The sequence below is a fragment of the Hydrogenophaga sp. NFH-34 genome (assembly GCF_021401345.1).
Taxonomy (GTDB): domain Bacteria; phylum Pseudomonadota; class Gammaproteobacteria; order Burkholderiales; family Burkholderiaceae_C; genus Hydrogenophaga; species Hydrogenophaga electricum.
The window spans coordinates 42,239-56,405 of sequence record NZ_JACBGE010000007.1; the positions used below are offsets into that span (position 1 = coordinate 42,239).

Consider the following 14,167-nt stretch of genomic DNA (forward strand, 5'->3'; position numbering starts at 1 on the left):
TCAGTACTTCCCGTCGGCGGTCATGTAGCCCTCGGCGATGAGGGTGGCGTGGGCCTCGGGCGAGAACTCGGCTTCCGGCGAGTCGCCGCCGATGACGAACATCAGCCAGTGCGTGCCCTCGGGTTCGTCGAAGGTGATGTTCTCGAAGCGGCGCTGCACGCCGGCCGGGAAGGAGATCACGTCGAAGGGGCCGAGGTCGAAGTGTTCGACCTGACCGTCCACTTCCCAGGAGCAGCGCCATTGGCCGGTCATGGGCATGAAGGTTTCGTTGGTGTCGTGGTTGTGCATCATCGGGCCCTTGCCGGGGCTGGCCTCGCAAAAGCCGAGGTTGAAGCCTTCGCTGATCTTGATGTGCGCGTGCTTGGCTGCGTCGTCACCCACCGGCGACACGACGACCGTGCCGTCGGCCTTGGCGGGCGGCTGGAAACCGATGATGTTGTAGAGCTTGCGCAGGGCGCTCGGGTGGCGGCTGTCGGGCAGGCCGCCGTCGTGGCCCTTGACCTCGCTGAACAGGGCCACGCGCTGGCGCATCTGTTCGCGGGTGACACGGATGGTGGGGATCTTGGGGGTCATGGGATCGCTCTCCTGGGGATGAAAAAAGCAAAGGCCACCCGGGCCCTTCAGGGCCAGGACGGGACGGCGCCAGGCCGTCGGTTCGGGAACAAGGGGCGGCTGGGCCGGCGTGGGTGCCGGCGGCCGCGGTCCACCGCTAGGCGCGGGGCGGAATTTGTGGGGTCATGGGTTTTGTCTCCGTTTGTCTTTGATGTGCATCAATTACAGTGGAGACAGTTGGGCCCGGCAATTCGCTCAGTCGATAGCCGGTATCGAGAAAAAAGCAAAACACCCGTGAGACTGCGCGACCTGGACCTCAATCTGCTCGTGGCGCTGGACGCCTTGCTGCGCGAGGCGCATGTGTCCCGGGCGGCGGCGCGGCTGGAAATCAGCCAGTCGTCGATGAGCCTGGCGCTGTCCAAGCTGCGCGCCGTGTTCGACGATCCGCTGCTGGTCAAGGGCAGCAGCGGCCTGGTGCTGACGGCCAAGGCGCAGGAGCTGCGGCCGCGGCTGGAAGGGGCGCTGCAGCAGATCGACAGCCTGCTCAACGAGATGGAGTCGTTCGACCCGGGCAAGGCGCGCGACACCATCACCCTGATCGTCACCGACTACATCGACTTCATTCTGGTGCCCGCGCTGATCAAGGTCATGGCGGAGCAGGCCCCCGGTGTCACGCTGCGCGTGGTCGGTCCCAACCCCAAGCGCCTGGGCGAAGTGTTCAGTGCCGGCGAGGTCGATGTCTCGGTCACCTACTTTCCCAATCCGCCCGCCAGCCTGCGCACGCGCCCGCTGTTCACCGACCGCCTGGTGGGCATCGCGCGGCGCCACCACCCCTTTCTGGCCGACCCGGGCAACCTCGAAGCGTTCTGCAACCACCAGCACGTGACCGTCGAGCCGGGCGAAGCCACCATGTACAACGCCCTGGTCGACCTGCGGTTGCAGCAGATGGGGCTGGGCCGGCACGTGGCCTTGCAGAAACCGACCTTTCTGGGCGTGCCCTTCATCGTCCAGCAGACCGACCTGCTGGCCACGCTGCCGGCGACCGTGGCCCACCGCTTCACCACCTTCACCGACATCGAGGTCTTCGAGCCGCCGCTGGCCCTGCAGCCGCTGGACGTGGTGCTGCTCTGGCACGACCGCACACACACCAACCCGTTGCACCGGTGGTTTCGCGAACAGGTGATCGCGCTGTGTGCCCAGCCGGCCACCTGGGCCGGGTCCGGGCGGGCGCCGGCCGGGCTCTGAGCCGGGCGCCGCCAACACTCAGTCGCCGGCGATGTCGTCCAGCGTCAGGTCGTAGCGCGTCATGAGGGCCAGGATCTCGGCGATGGCCGCCTGCCGTTCGGCGACGACGTCGCGCTCGGCCGCGGCGAAGAACGAGCTGGCGTTCTTCATCAGTTCGAGGAAGCGGTGGTCGCTCAGGGGCTCCGGTCGTTTGGCCGGGGGCGTGGGCGTGCGGGCGTGCGGGCGGCGCGGAGGCGGTCTCATGAAGGTCGCCATTATCCGGAAAACCGCTGCCTCTCACCGTCGCGTCGGGCTTTGCCAGGCCTGGGCGCCCGGTGGTCCGGGCCTGCGTGACAATAGCCGGTTGGTCATTTCGATGACGCCATTCCCGAGGAGCTGTTACCCATGAAATCCCGCGCCGCCGTGGCCTTCAAGGCCGGAGAACCCCTGCAGATCGTCGAGATCGACGTCGCCCCGCCCCAGAAGGGCGAAGTGCTGGTCAAGATCACCCACACCGGCGTCTGCCACACCGACGCCTTCACCCTCAGCGGTGACGACCCCGAAGGCATCTTCCCCGCCGTGCTGGGCCACGAAGGCGCTGGCATCGTGGTGGAAGTGGGCGAGGGCGTGACCAGCGTCAAGCCGGGCGACCACGTGATCCCGCTGTACACCGCCGAATGCGGCGAATGCCTGTTCTGCAAGAGCGGCAAGACCAACCTGTGCGTGGCCGTGCGCGCCACCCAGGGCAAGGGCGTGATGCCCGATGGCACCACCCGCTTTTCCTTCAACGGCCAGCCCATCTACCACTACATGGGCTGCTCCACGTTCAGCGAATACACGGTGGTGGCCGAGGTGTCGCTGGCCAAGGTCAACCCCGACGCCAACCCCGAACAGGTCTGCCTGCTGGGCTGTGGCGTGACCACCGGCCTGGGCGCGGTCAAGAACACCGCCAAGGTGCAGGAAGGCGATTCGGTCGCCGTGTTCGGCCTCGGAGGCATCGGCCTGGCCGTGATCCAGGGCGCCAAGCTGGCCAAGGCCGGCCGCATCATCGCGGTCGACACCAACCCGGGCAAGTTCGATCTGGCGCGCACCTTTGGCGCCACCGACTGCGTGAATCCCAAGGATTTCGACAAGCCCATCCAGCAGGTCATCGTCGAGATGACGGGCTGGGGCGTGGACCACAGCTTCGAGTGCATCGGCAACGTCAACGTGATGCGCGCGGCGCTCGAATGCGCGCACCGCGGCTGGGGCCAGTCGGTCATCATCGGCGTGGCCGGCGCGGGCCAGGAAATCTCCACCCGCCCCTTCCAGCTGGTGACGGGCCGCAAGTGGCTGGGCACGGCCTTCGGCGGCGTCAAGGGCCGCAGCGAACTGCCCGGCATGGTGGAAGACGCCATGGCCGGCAGGATCCAGCTCAAGCCTTTCGTGACCCACACCATGCCCCTGACCGGCATCAACGAAGCCTTCGACCTGATGCACGAAGGCAAGTCGATCCGTTCGGTGGTGCACTACTGAGCTACTGAGCGGCGCCTCACCCCGCGGAGAAAACCGGCCACCAGGGCCGGTTTTTTTTCAGGCCGTTCGGAACACCCGCACCACCTGCGCCAGCCGGTCGGCCTGCTCGGTCATGCTGGCCGCTGCGGCGGCGCTCTGCTCCACGAGCGCCGCGTTCTGCTGCGTCATCTGGTCGAGGTTGGCAATCGCCGCGTTGATCTGGTGGATGCCGTCGGCCTGCTCGCCCGTGGCGGCCGCGATGTCGCCGATGATGTCGCGCACCCGCACGACGCTTTCGACGATTTCCGACATCGTCTGCCCGGCCTGACCCACCAGTTGGCTGCCTTCGGCGACCTTGTCGACCGAGGCACCGATCAGCCCCTTGATTTCCTTGGCCGCCTCGGCACTGCGCTGGGCGAGATTGCGGACCTCGCCCGCCACGACCGCGAAGCCGCGACCCTGCTCGCCGGCGCGGGCCGCTTCCACGGCCGCATTCAGCGCCAGGATGTTGGTCTGGAAGGCGATGCCGTCGATCACCCCGATGATGTCGTTGATCTTGCGCGAGGACTGCTGGATCGCGTCCATCGTGGCGACCACCTGGGCCACCACCTCGCCGCCCTTGGCCGCACTTTTGCCGGCGGCGTCGGCGAGCTGGTTGGCCACGTTGGCGGAATCGGCCGACTGCTTGATGGTGCCGGACATCTGCTCCATCGACGCCGCGGTCTCTTCCAGGCTGGACGCGGTCTGCTCGGTGCGGGCCGACAGGTCCTGGCTGCCGGTGGCCACTTCGCGCGCGGCGACGGTGATGCTGTCGGTGCCCTGTTTGACGTCGGTCACCACCCTGGCCAACTGGTCGCGCATGCGCGAGAGCGCCTTGATCATGGCGCCAAACTCGTCTTTGCGGGTGTCGTCGATGTGGGCCCCCAGATCCCCGCCCGCAATGCGCTCGGCAAAGCCGATGGTGTCGTCCAGGGGCGCGCGGATGCTGCGGATCAGGAAGAAGGCACCGCCCACCAGCACCCCGATCAGGCCCAGCACCTGCGCCGCGGCCAGCTCCAGGCTCAGGGTGCGCTCGGCGGCCTGGCTGACCTGCAGCTCGGCCAGGATCTGTTTTTGCAGGTCGGCGAATGCCTGCAGCGCCGCCAGGTACGGCGGGATCAGCGTGTTGAACCGGGTGTTGATCTCGGCGATCGCGCCGGCACTGTCACCGGCGTCCTTGAGCCGGTTGGCCTGGGCCAGCGAGTCGAGCACGCGCTGGCGGCGTTCGGCAATCTGGTCCAGCTGGGCCTGCTCGGCCGGACTCGTGTCCATGGCCTGCAACTGTTTCTGCAGCTCGGAGATGCGTGCCGAGCCGGCCGGAATCAGGGTCTTGTAGAGCGCGGCGATGGCCGGATCGGCCGAGAGCATCGAGGCCTGCACCCGGGTCACCGTGACCTCGGTCTGGCCCGTCCATTCGATGGCCAGCGCCGTTTTCTGCGACAGCCGGGACATCGCGACTTCGGCGGTCTGTGTCAACCGCGCCGAACGCCATCCGGCGGAGGCGATGGTGGCGATGAGGGCCAGCACGATGAGGGCGACGCCGAACCAGAGCTTGGCGCCAACGGACAGATTGCGGGTGACGTTCATGGGGCTGAAGGTGGGGCGCGGTCCAGGCAGGACCGCGGGGCCCCGGCAATGCGCCGGTACCTTCCGGTATCGACGCCGCCCCTTCCGGACTTGAGGGGCCCCGGCCCTCTCAAGCACTTTTTTTCATAGCAGTCCGACGGCCGACGTGGCGGGCTGCCACGTGGGGGTATCCAGGTGGCGGGCCGCATCGGTCTGCAGCGCATCGAAATGGTGCTGGATGGCCGCCAGCAACGGCTGGTCGCTGGTCGGGTCCAGGCCGGCATACGCTTGGCCGTGGTAGTCGCCTTGCCAGGTGAGCACGTCGGCCAGCGACTGGCGGCGGGCAAACAGCGCCCGGATCGTGGCGCATTCGGCGTCGTCGCTGGCACCGGGATGGTGCAGCGCGTACCAGACCGCCAGGGCAGCCCCCAGGGCCAGGCCCGGGGCCTCGATGCCCTGGGCCTGGGCCATCGCCAGGCTGCCGAGCACGCGTTCATCGCGCTGCAGTTTGCGCAGCGGGTCGCGGCCCACTCGTTCGCAGGGGTCCTTGAACGCCTGGGCGCAGCGCTGGCGGAAGGTGGCCACCAGGTCCGGCAGCCGGTCTTGCTGGTCGGGGTAGGCCGCAGCCAGCGCCGGTTGCAGCTCCTGCGTCAGCAACCGGTCCATCAGCGCCTGCACGCGGGCATCGCCCATGGCGTGCCCGATGGTCGGGTGGCCCAGCAGGGCCGCGTACCAGGCAATGACCGCATGGGTGCCGTTCCACAGGCGGTTCTTGAGGGTCTGGAGTTCGGCGATGTCGGCCACCGTGTCGATCTGGCGCAGGTGCTCCAGCAGGTCGCTGCCCTGCTGGGCGTACAGCGCCATGTCGGTTTCGCTGTTGAACAGGATCAGGTGCAGCGCACCCAGCGCGCTGGCGGGCTCGCCCGCTTCGCGCAGGTTGCTGACGATGGGTGCCATGGTGTCGGCGTGTTCGGCGCTGAATGCGCCGAACAGGGCCTCGGTGTTCATCGGGTTCTCGCGCACCTGCGCCACGTTCTGCGCGTACAGGTCGTGTTTGATGCGCAACTGCCGCAGCAGGGCCTCTTCGGTGAGCTTGGCCACGATGCGCGTGACCACGGTTTCGGTGAACTCGGTGCGATCGAGAATCTGGCGCGCCTCGCGCGGCGGGACCAGGGCTTGCAGGGCGCGGGCCACCTGGTCGCGCACGAACTGCGCTCCGCCGACCTTGTTGAGCACGACCAGCACCGTCAGGGCTTGCCCGCGGGTGCGGTAGCGCTCCACCAGACCGGCCGCCACCGCGTCGGCCTGGCTGGCGATGGCCTGCTCGGGCAGGCACAGGGCCACGATCTCGCAGTCGCGGTACATCTCGGCGATGGCCTCGGTGTCGGCCGCGTCGATCATGCGCATGCGCTCGATGGTCTGGTCGAAGGCCAGGCTGCCGTAGCGCACGCTGTACTTGCCGAAGGCGTTGACCGCCTCGCGCAGCAGGGCATTGCCGGTGGACGCGATGATCTCGCCCGGGCGCGTGTAGCCGTCCCAGTGCGAAAACACCTGCGCCAGGTAGCCGCCGCCCATGGCACCGAAACCGTGGATGCCGGCCTTGAGCAGGTTGACCGCCTGCGGGAACGGTTCGGTCACCGCCGGCATGCGCAGCTTGGGTGTGATCGCGGCCAGATCCCGCAGGAAGCCGCGCAGGTTCGGGTAGCGCGCAAAGGCGCGTTCGGCCACCTCGGGACGGGGCGGTTTGATGTCTTCGACCAGGATCACCACGCCGCCGGCGTCGGCGGCCGAGCGCACGCCGTTTTCCGAGTCCTCGAACATGAAGCAGCGTGCCGGCTCGCTGTTGAGCGCGGCGGCGGCTTTCAGGAAGATTTCCGGGTGGGGTTTGCCCCGCATGACCTCGTCGCCGCAGACCAGCAGGTCGAAATACTTGAACACGTTGGCGTTGATCAGGTATTCCTCGGCGATGGCGCGGCGGCTGGAAGTGGCCACCGCCATCTTCAGGCCCGAGCGGCGCAGGCGTTCAAGCACCGGCAGCAGGCCGGGTTTGATGGGCACGCCGTGGGTGCGCACGTGCGCCAGCTCCAGCTCGTCGGCGCGGCGACGGATCTCGGCGTAGGGGAAATCCGCTCCGTAGTGCTGTTGGGCAAGTTCTTCAGCCTTGACGGCGCTCAGTCCCAGCGAACCGATGAGCACCTCTTGGGTGAAGGGCTTGCCGAACAGTTCTTCGGCCGCCTGGGAGAGGGTCTGGAACCGCAGGCGTTCGGTGTCGAACATGGTTCCATCCATATCAAAAAGCGCACTTTCGACCTCGTTTCCTTTGAACTGGATCATCCTTGGGGGGCTCCTTTCCTTATGTTGCAGTGCAAAAAGGCCATTTTGGCCCAGGATGACAGCAGATACCGTGCCAGGTGGCGAATGCACCGGGGGAACGGACAGGAATGGAACGCCCAGGCCGGCGCCCCCGCCAGGGCCCCGGCGGGGGCAGAAAGGCCCGCGGGTGTGCGCGTCAGAGCGCCTGTGCGTGGTGGCGCAGGTGGTCTTCGATGAAGCTGCTGATGAAGTAGTAGCCGTGGTCGTAGCCGGCGTGCCGGCGCAGCGTCAGGGGCTGGCCCACCTGGGCGCAGGCGGCTTCGAAGGCTTCGGGGTAGAGCTGCTCGGCCAGGAATTTGTCGGCCAGGCCCTGGTCGATCAGGATGCCCGCAGGGAAGGGCGCGGCCGTCTGCGCGGCCATGAGCGCGCTGGCGTCGTGGGCGGCCCAGGTGCTTTGATCCTGGCCCAGGTAGCCCAGAAAGGCCTTGTGGCCCCAGGGGCAGCGGGTGGGCGCGCAGATGGGGGCGAAGGCCGAGACGCTGCGGAACAGGCCCGGATGGCGCAGCGCCAGCGTGAGCGCGCCGTGCCCGCCCATGGAGTGGCCGGTGATGCCCAGGCGTTGGGCGTCCAGCCCGAATTCGGCGGCAACGCCGGGGATCAGCTCCTGGATCAGGTAGCTCTCCATGCGCCAGTGGCCGGCCCAGGGGTGTTCGGTGGCGTCGAGGTAGAAGCCGGCGCCGACGCCGAAATCCCAGTGGTGGTCTTCGCCGTCGAGCCCGGTGCTGCGCGGGCTGGTGTCGGGGAACAGCAGCGCCAGGCCGAGCTCGGCCGCCACGCGCTGGGCACCGGCCTTCATGGTGGCGGTTTCTTCGGTGCAGGTCAGCCCGGCCAGGTAGGTCAGCAGCGGCACCTGCTGGCCTGCCAGCGCCTGCGGCGGCAGGTACAGCGCGAAGCGCATCGGCAGGCCGATCTCGTCGACGGAGAAATGCTTGTAGAAGCGCTGCACGCCGCCGAAGCAGCCGTGTTCACTCAGAAGTTCCAGTCGTTCCAGTGCCATGGGAGGGGTCTGATGAGGGGGCTGCGCGGCAGGCCCCGGGGTGAAAAGGGATGGCCGCATGGTAGCGGCGGCCGGGGTGCGGCGCGGCCGGCGGTGGCCATAATCCTGCCAGCCCTTCCGTCTTTGCCGTTCCTGAAAGCTTTTCGCCATGCGCGTGCAATCCCAGCCCACCCAGCCTTTTGCCGGCCAGCAGCCGGGCACCTCCGGCCTGCGCAAGAAGGTCACCGTGTTCCAGCAGCCAGGTTACCTGGAGAACTTCGTCCAGGCGCTGTTCGACGTGCTGCACGGTGTCGATCAGCCGGCCAGCGGCCAGACGCTGGTGCTCGGGGGCGACGGGCGCTTTCACAACCGGACGGCGATCCAGACCATCCTGCGCATGGCCGCTGCCCGTGGCTACGCGCGCGTGCTGGTGGGGCAGGGCGGCATTCTGTCCACGCCGGCCACCAGCGTGGTGATCCGACGCCGTGGCGCGGCCGGCGGCATCATCCTCTCGGCCAGCCACAACCCCGGCGGCCCCGATGGCGATTTCGGCATCAAGTACAACGTCGCCAACGGCGGCCCGGCGCCGGAAAAATTCACCCAGGCAGTGTACGAGCGCACCCAGGTGCTGGAGCACTACCTGACGGTGGACGCGCCCGATCTGCCACTGGACGCACCGGGCACGCAGGCGCTGCTGGCCACCGAGATCGAGGTGATCGACCCGGTGGCCGACTACGCCGCGGTGCAGCGCGCGCTGTTCGATTTCGACGCCATCCGTGCCCTGTTCGCGCGTGGTTTCCGCCTGCGTTACGACGCCATGTGGGCGGTCGGTGGACCGTACGCGAAGGCGATCATCGAAGGCGAGCTGGGCGCGCCGGCGGGCACGGTGGTCAACGCCGAGCCGCGCGAGGACTTCGGCGGTCTGCACCCCGACCCGAACCCGGTCTACGCCGACGATCTGGTGGCGCACCTGATGGCCGCCGACGCGCCCGACATGGGCGCCGCGTCCGACGGTGACGCCGACCGCAACATGATCCTGGGCCGCGGCTTCATCGTCTCGCCCTCCGACAGCCTGGCGGTGCTGGCAGCCCATGCCGACCGGGTGCCCGGCTACCGCGCCGGCCTGGCCGGCGTGGCGCGCTCCATGCCCACGTCGACCGCGGTGGACCGCGTGGCGAAGGCGCTGGGCATCCCGTGCCACGAGACGCCCACCGGCTGGAAGTTCTTCGGCAACCTGCTCGACGCGGGCCAGGCCACGCTGTGCGGCGAAGAAAGCTACGGCACGGGCTCGAACCACGTGCGCGAGAAGGACGGGCTGTGGGCCGTGCTGTTCTGGCTCAACCTGCTGGCGGTCACGGGCGGCTCGGTCGAATCGCTGGTGCGCGACCTGTGGCGTGCGCACGGGCGGTGTGTGTATTCGCGCCACGATTACGAAGGCATCGCCACCGAAAGCGCGAACGCGCTCATGGCGGCGCTGCGCGAGCAGTTGCCGTCACTGGCGGGGCAGACGGTGGCCGGTCAGCGCATCGCCTGGGCCGACGACTTCGCCTACACCGACCCGGTGGACGGCTCGGTCAGCCGCCAGCAGGGGGTGCGCGTGGTGCTGGAGGATTCGTCGCGTGTGGTGTTCCGGCTCTCGGGCACCGGCACCGAGGGCGCCACGCTGCGCGTCTACCTGGAGCGCCACGAACCCGACGCCACGCGGCACGATCTGCCGGTGCAGCAGGCCCTGGCGCCGCTGGTGCAACTGGCCGAAGCGGTGGCGCGCATCCGGCACCACACCGGGCGGGACGCGCCCAGCGTGACCACCTGATGCGGTATCAGCCGCCCGCCGCGCTTTCGTAGACCAGCACGGCGGCGGCCAGGTCTTCCAGCGCGTAACCGACCGACTTGAACACCGTGCGCTCGCTCGCCTGGCGGCGCCCGGTCGCCACGCCCTTGCTCAGCGTGGTCAGCGTGCCGCGCACCTCGTCGGCACGCAGCACGCCGTGCTGCAGGGGCGCGATCAGGTCACCGCTCTTTTTCAGCGCCTCGTCGGTGTCGACGAACACGCGCGCGCCGTCGAAGCAGGCGTCGTCGGCCTCGCGCATGGCCGGGGTGAAGCTGCCGATCAGGTCCAGGTGGCTGCCGGGGGCGAGCCAGGCGCCGCGCACCACCGGTTCGTTCGAGAGCGTGGCGCAACTGACGATGTCGGCTTCGCGGCAGGCCTCGGCCAGGTCCTGGCGGGCCTCGGCGGCCAGGCCTGCGGCCTGCCATTGCGCGGCCAGCGCCTGTGCCTGCTCGGGGCGGCGGGTCCAGACCGAGACCCGTTCGATGCCGCGCACCGCGCGCCAGGCGTCGGGCAGCAGGCTGGCCACCCGGCCGCCGCCCACCACCAGCAGGTGCCGGGCGTCGGCGCGGGCCAGGTAGGAGCCGGCCAGCGCCGAGGCGGCCGCCGTGCGCCGCGCGGTGATCTCGTCGCCGTCGATCTGCGCCAGCGGCACGCCCGTGCGGGCGTCGAACAGCAGGTAGCTCGCGTGCAGGCCCGGCAACTGCCGGGCCGCGTTGCCGGGCGCGATGTTGACGATCTTCACGCCGTAGTAACGGCCCGGCAGCCAGGCCGGCATGATCAGCGACGTCAGCCGGCGGTGCGCGGCTTCGGTGCCGGCTTCGGCCAGCGGGTTCACGATCTCGTGCACATGGCGTGGCGGCACCTCGCCGCCATTGGCGAAACGCTCGCGCAGGGCGTTGACGAGGCGGTCGAAAGGCAGGGCGGCGCGGGTGGCCGGGGCATCAAAAAACTGCATCCCCCGATGGTATCGGGGCGGCCGGCCTGTTCAGGCCGTGTTGGCAAAGACACGGATTGGGGCCGGGCTGATGCACATCAAGTCTTCCCGGTTCACCGGGGCAGGCGATCCCTGTATTTCGGTTACAACCCCGGGACGATTTTTGTGGGTGCACGGGTGAATGAGGTGAAAGTGGGGTGGCGCGCGCGCCTGGAGCGTGCGGCGCTGCGGCGGTCCATGGTCTGGGCGGTGTTGGGGTTCACCGTGGCGGCGGTGCTGCTGCTGTGGGGGCTGAATCTGCGACAGCAGGCGCAACTGCGGGCGCAACTGCTCGACGGCGCCAGTCAGCGCAGCCTCCAGCTGGCCGACGCCGTGGCCGGACAGACCGAGGCGATTCTGGCCATGCTCGACCTCACCCTGCTGTCCCTGCGCACCCAGTGGCAGAGCGACCCGGCCCACTTCGACGCGGTGGCGCGCCAGGCGCTGTCGGTGTTGCCCCCGGGCCTGGTGTCGCACCTGACCCGGGTCGATGCCGACGGTTCGGTCCGCTACAACACCCTGGGCCAGGAGTCGGGGACGTTCGTCGGTGATCGCCCGCACTTCCAGGCCTTGCGCGATGGCGGTGACCACCTGGTGGTCGGTGAGCCGGTGCTGGCGCGGCTGGGCCATCGGTGGGTGATCACCGTGGGGCGGCCGCTGTACCGCGACGGCCGCTTCGACGGTTCGCTGCACCTGCTGGTGCTCACCGATCACCTGTCGCACAAACTCGGCCGCGCGGCACTGGCCGGCAGCGATCTGGTCGGGCTGGTGCACGCGGACGGGCCGCTGATTGCCCGCACCCTGGCGCCCGAAGCGATCCAGGGGCGCCGTTTGCCGCCCGATCGGCCGTTCTTTGCGAACCCACAGGCCACGCAGGGCACGTTCCGGGCGCTGGACGTCGTGGACCAGGCGCCGCGCCTGTTTGGCTGGCACCGCCTTTCCGGAACCGGGGTGGTGGCGGTTGTGGGTCTTTCGGAAGCGACGGTACTGGCGCCGCTGGCGCCTGGGCGGCGGCAGTCGTTCTGGCTCACTGTGGCCCTGTCGCTGGCGCTGCTGGCAGGCGGAGGGGCCATCGCCTGGCTGCTGTGGCGCCTTGAGCGGGGCCAGGCCGCCATCCACCAGAGCCAGCAGCAACTGCAGGCGGCCCAGCGCATGGCCCGCATCGGTTACTGGACCTTTGATCTGGCGTCGCAACGCCTGACCTGGTCGGAGGAGGTCTATCGCATCTTCGGGCGGACGGCAGCCAGTTTCGAGCCCCGCCTGGATGCCTGCATGGCCTGCCTGCATCCGGACGACCGCGACTGGCTGACGCAGGCGTGGCAACGTACGCAGCGCGAGCGTCTGCCGCTGGATGCGGTGCTGCGCATCGTGTCCGCCGATGGCGCTGTGCGGCACATCCGGTTCCAGTGCGCCACGGATGACCTGGGGGCAGGGCCGTTGCGGTACCGCGGTACCGTGCAGGACATCAGCGAGTTGCGCGAAGCGCAACTGGCCCTGCAACGCCTGAACACCGAGCTGGAGGCCCGTGTGCAGTCGCGCACGCAGGATCTGCAGGATCTCAACCGCGAACTCGAAGCTTTCACCTACAGCGTTTCGCACGACCTGCGCACGCCGCTGCGCAGCATCCACGGGTTTGCGTCCCTGTTGCAGGAGGGCGAGGCCGATCGACTCACGCCCGAGGGGCGCGACTTTCTGCGCCGCATCCAGGAGAGTGCGCGCCGCATGGGCCTGCTCATCACCGATCTGCTGTCGATGGCCCAGCACAGCCGGGCCGTGCTGTGCCACGACCGGGTGGACCTCAGCGAACTGGCCCGTTTGATCGCGGCCGAGCTGGCGCGCACCGATCCCGGCCGCGAGGTGCATTGGGTGATCGAAGCGGGCATGGTGGTCAGTGCCGATCCGGTGCTCATGCGTGCGGTGTTGCAGAACCTGCTGGGCAACGCCTGGAAATACACCGGTCTGCGACCGCAGGCCCGCATCGAATTCTTCCGCGGCGCTGAGGTCGGTGGGCAACGGTGCTTCTGCGTGCGCGACAACGGCGCCGGTTTTGACATGGCCTATGTGGACCAGCTCTTTCAACCCTTCAAGCGGTTGCATGCGCACCACGAGTTTGAAGGCACAGGCGTGGGGCTGGCCACGGTGCAGCGCGTGATTCAGCGTCACGGGGGCCGAGTCCGGGGCGAGGGGCAGGTCGGTGTCGGCGCGCAGTTCTGCTTCAGCCTGCCGCACGCACAGACGGTGTCCGTGGCGCCCAACGCCGGACAGCCGCTCGGGTATTGAGGGCCGGGGCAATCGGGGTGGGCGATTTTCGGGACAATCGGTCGGTGACACCGATCTGGTGTGCCGTGCGTGCGGGGGCCAGCGCCTGCCGGGCGTGGTGTTGTCTGCCGGTGCGGGCCTGCATGCAGGGCGCTGCCGTTTCGCTCCCGCGGAGGAGCCCCGATCCATGACCCTTGAATTGCTGGGTGCCTTCGGCAAGAGTTTCCTGTTTGTGTTCGCCGCTTTGCTGCCGATCCTGAACCCGGCCGCAACGGCCCCGATCTTCCTCGGGTTGACTGAGGGGGCTTCGGGCCGCACACGCGCGCTGCTGGCCCGCCGCATTGCCCGCAACCTGGTGAGCCTGCTGCTCGGCTCCATGCTGGTGGGCAGCTACGTGCTCGACTTCTTCGGCATCGCCCTGCCCATCGTGCGGGTCGGCGGGGGGCTCATCGTGGCGGCCATGGCGTGGCGGTTGCTCAACACCACCCACGCCACGCAGGACAGCCGCACCGAACTGGCCGAGGCGTTCACGCCCGAACAGGCCCGCCGCCAGGCGTTCTACCCGCTGACCTTCCCGGTCAGCTGCGGTCCGGGTTCCATCGCGGCGGCCATCACCGTGGGCGTGTCGCTGCACGACCCCCGCCTCACGCTGTCGCTCGCCCGCATGGGCGGCGGCGCATTGGCCCTGGTGGCCATCGGCGCGCTGGTGTACCTGGCGTTCCGCTACGCGGAGCGCCTGCTGCGCCCGCTGGGCGAGGCCGGCACCGTGATCTTCCTGCGCCTGACGGCCTTCATCCTGCTGTGCCTGGGCGTGCAGATCGTCTGGGACGGCGTCAGCGAACTGGCCCTGGGCCTGATGGCGCAGGCCCGGGCGGGCTGA

At 69.0% G+C, this 14,167-nt stretch carries 11 protein-coding genes; 5 read left to right on the top strand and 6 right to left on the bottom strand.

The genetic code is table 11. The annotated features are described in order from the left end of the window. Positions 1 to 573 carry a cupin domain-containing protein gene (locus L0977_RS08185; RefSeq protein ID WP_234264368.1) on the bottom strand — a complete coding sequence of 191 codons (573 nt, stop codon included), beginning with the start codon at positions 571 to 573 and terminating at the stop codon, positions 1 to 3. 273 nt (positions 574 to 846) lie between these two features. On the opposite strand from L0977_RS08185, the gene L0977_RS08190 reads away from it, so the two are divergent. Beyond that, on the top strand, positions 847 to 1,797 hold the full coding sequence (locus tag L0977_RS08190; RefSeq protein WP_234264369.1) for a LysR family transcriptional regulator: 951 nt from the start codon (positions 847 to 849) through the stop codon (positions 1,795 to 1,797). An 18-nt stretch (positions 1,798 to 1,815) separates the two neighbouring features. Here L0977_RS08190 and L0977_RS08195 read toward each other — a convergent pair whose 3' ends face one another. Then, a complete protein-coding gene (locus tag L0977_RS08195; RefSeq protein WP_234264370.1) occupies positions 1,816 to 2,040 on the bottom strand; it encodes an H-NS histone family protein in 225 nt (74 codons plus the stop codon). A 141-nt stretch (positions 2,041 to 2,181) separates the two neighbouring features. Between L0977_RS08195 and L0977_RS08200 the strand changes: the two genes are divergently transcribed. Continuing rightward, positions 2,182 to 3,291: an S-(hydroxymethyl)glutathione dehydrogenase/class III alcohol dehydrogenase gene (locus L0977_RS08200; RefSeq protein WP_234264371.1), complete on the top strand. Its 1,110-nt coding sequence runs from the start codon at positions 2,182 to 2,184 to the stop codon at positions 3,289 to 3,291. Between the two features lie 57 nt (positions 3,292 to 3,348). On the opposite strand, the gene L0977_RS08205 is transcribed toward L0977_RS08200, so the two are convergent. The 3 genes from L0977_RS08205 to fghA form a co-directional block, all read right to left on the bottom strand. Then, positions 3,349 to 4,896 carry a methyl-accepting chemotaxis protein gene (locus L0977_RS08205; RefSeq protein WP_234264372.1) on the bottom strand — a complete coding sequence of 516 codons (1,548 nt, stop codon included), beginning with the start codon at positions 4,894 to 4,896 and terminating at the stop codon, positions 3,349 to 3,351. 123 nt (positions 4,897 to 5,019) lie between these two features. Continuing rightward, complete coding sequence (gene mtlD, locus L0977_RS08210) at positions 5,020 to 7,209, bottom strand: bifunctional mannitol-1-phosphate dehydrogenase/phosphatase (RefSeq protein ID WP_267966378.1); 2,190 nt, start codon at positions 7,207 to 7,209, stop codon at positions 5,020 to 5,022. A 175-nt stretch (positions 7,210 to 7,384) separates the two neighbouring features. Then, a complete protein-coding gene (gene fghA / locus L0977_RS08215; RefSeq protein WP_326491058.1) occupies positions 7,385 to 8,245 on the bottom strand; it encodes an S-formylglutathione hydrolase in 861 nt (286 codons plus the stop codon). 148 nt (positions 8,246 to 8,393) lie between these two features. Here fghA and L0977_RS08220 point away from each other — a divergent pair, with 148 nt between their 5' ends. Next, complete coding sequence (locus L0977_RS08220) at positions 8,394 to 10,037, top strand: alpha-D-glucose phosphate-specific phosphoglucomutase (protein ID WP_234264374.1); 1,644 nt, start codon at positions 8,394 to 8,396, stop codon at positions 10,035 to 10,037. Positions 10,038 to 10,044: 7 nt separating this feature from the next. On the opposite strand, the gene L0977_RS08225 is transcribed toward L0977_RS08220, so the two are convergent. Continuing rightward, positions 10,045 to 11,010, bottom strand: a complete 966-nt coding sequence (locus L0977_RS08225; RefSeq protein WP_234264375.1) for an ornithine cyclodeaminase family protein — start codon at positions 11,008 to 11,010, stop codon at positions 10,045 to 10,047. Between the two features lie 156 nt (positions 11,011 to 11,166). Between L0977_RS08225 and L0977_RS25560 the strand changes: the two genes are divergently transcribed. Then, the gene (locus tag L0977_RS25560; RefSeq protein WP_234264376.1) at positions 11,167 to 13,308 is read left to right on the top strand and encodes an ATP-binding protein; all 2,142 of its coding nucleotides are present in this window, start codon (positions 11,167 to 11,169) and stop codon (positions 13,306 to 13,308) included. 166 nt (positions 13,309 to 13,474) lie between these two features. Beyond that, positions 13,475 to 14,167, top strand: coding sequence for a MarC family protein (locus L0977_RS08235; RefSeq protein ID WP_234264377.1), 693 nt, complete (start codon positions 13,475 to 13,477; stop codon positions 14,165 to 14,167).

Bases quoted from the DNA above. Each gene is read 5' to 3' on its own strand.
- L0977_RS08235 (WP_234264377.1), top strand. From the start codon at position 13,475: ATGACCCTTGAATTGCTGGGTGCCTTCGGCAAGAGTTTCCTGTTTGTG.
- L0977_RS08195 (WP_234264370.1), bottom strand. From the start codon at position 2,040: ATGAGACCGCCTCCGCGCCGCCCGCACGCCCGCACGCCCACGCCCCCG.
- L0977_RS08220 (WP_234264374.1), top strand. From the start codon at position 8,394: ATGCGCGTGCAATCCCAGCCCACCCAGCCTTTTGCCGGCCAGCAGCCG.
- L0977_RS08185 (WP_234264368.1), bottom strand. From the start codon at position 573: ATGACCCCCAAGATCCCCACCATCCGTGTCACCCGCGAACAGATGCGC.
- fghA (WP_326491058.1), bottom strand. From the start codon at position 8,245: ATGGCACTGGAACGACTGGAACTTCTGAGTGAACACGGCTGCTTCGGC.
- L0977_RS08225 (WP_234264375.1), bottom strand. From the start codon at position 11,010: ATGCAGTTTTTTGATGCCCCGGCCACCCGCGCCGCCCTGCCTTTCGAC.
- L0977_RS08200 (WP_234264371.1), top strand. From the start codon at position 2,182: ATGAAATCCCGCGCCGCCGTGGCCTTCAAGGCCGGAGAACCCCTGCAG.
- L0977_RS08205 (WP_234264372.1), bottom strand. From the start codon at position 4,896: ATGAACGTCACCCGCAATCTGTCCGTTGGCGCCAAGCTCTGGTTCGGC.
- mtlD (WP_267966378.1), bottom strand. From the start codon at position 7,209: ATGATCCAGTTCAAAGGAAACGAGGTCGAAAGTGCGCTTTTTGATATG.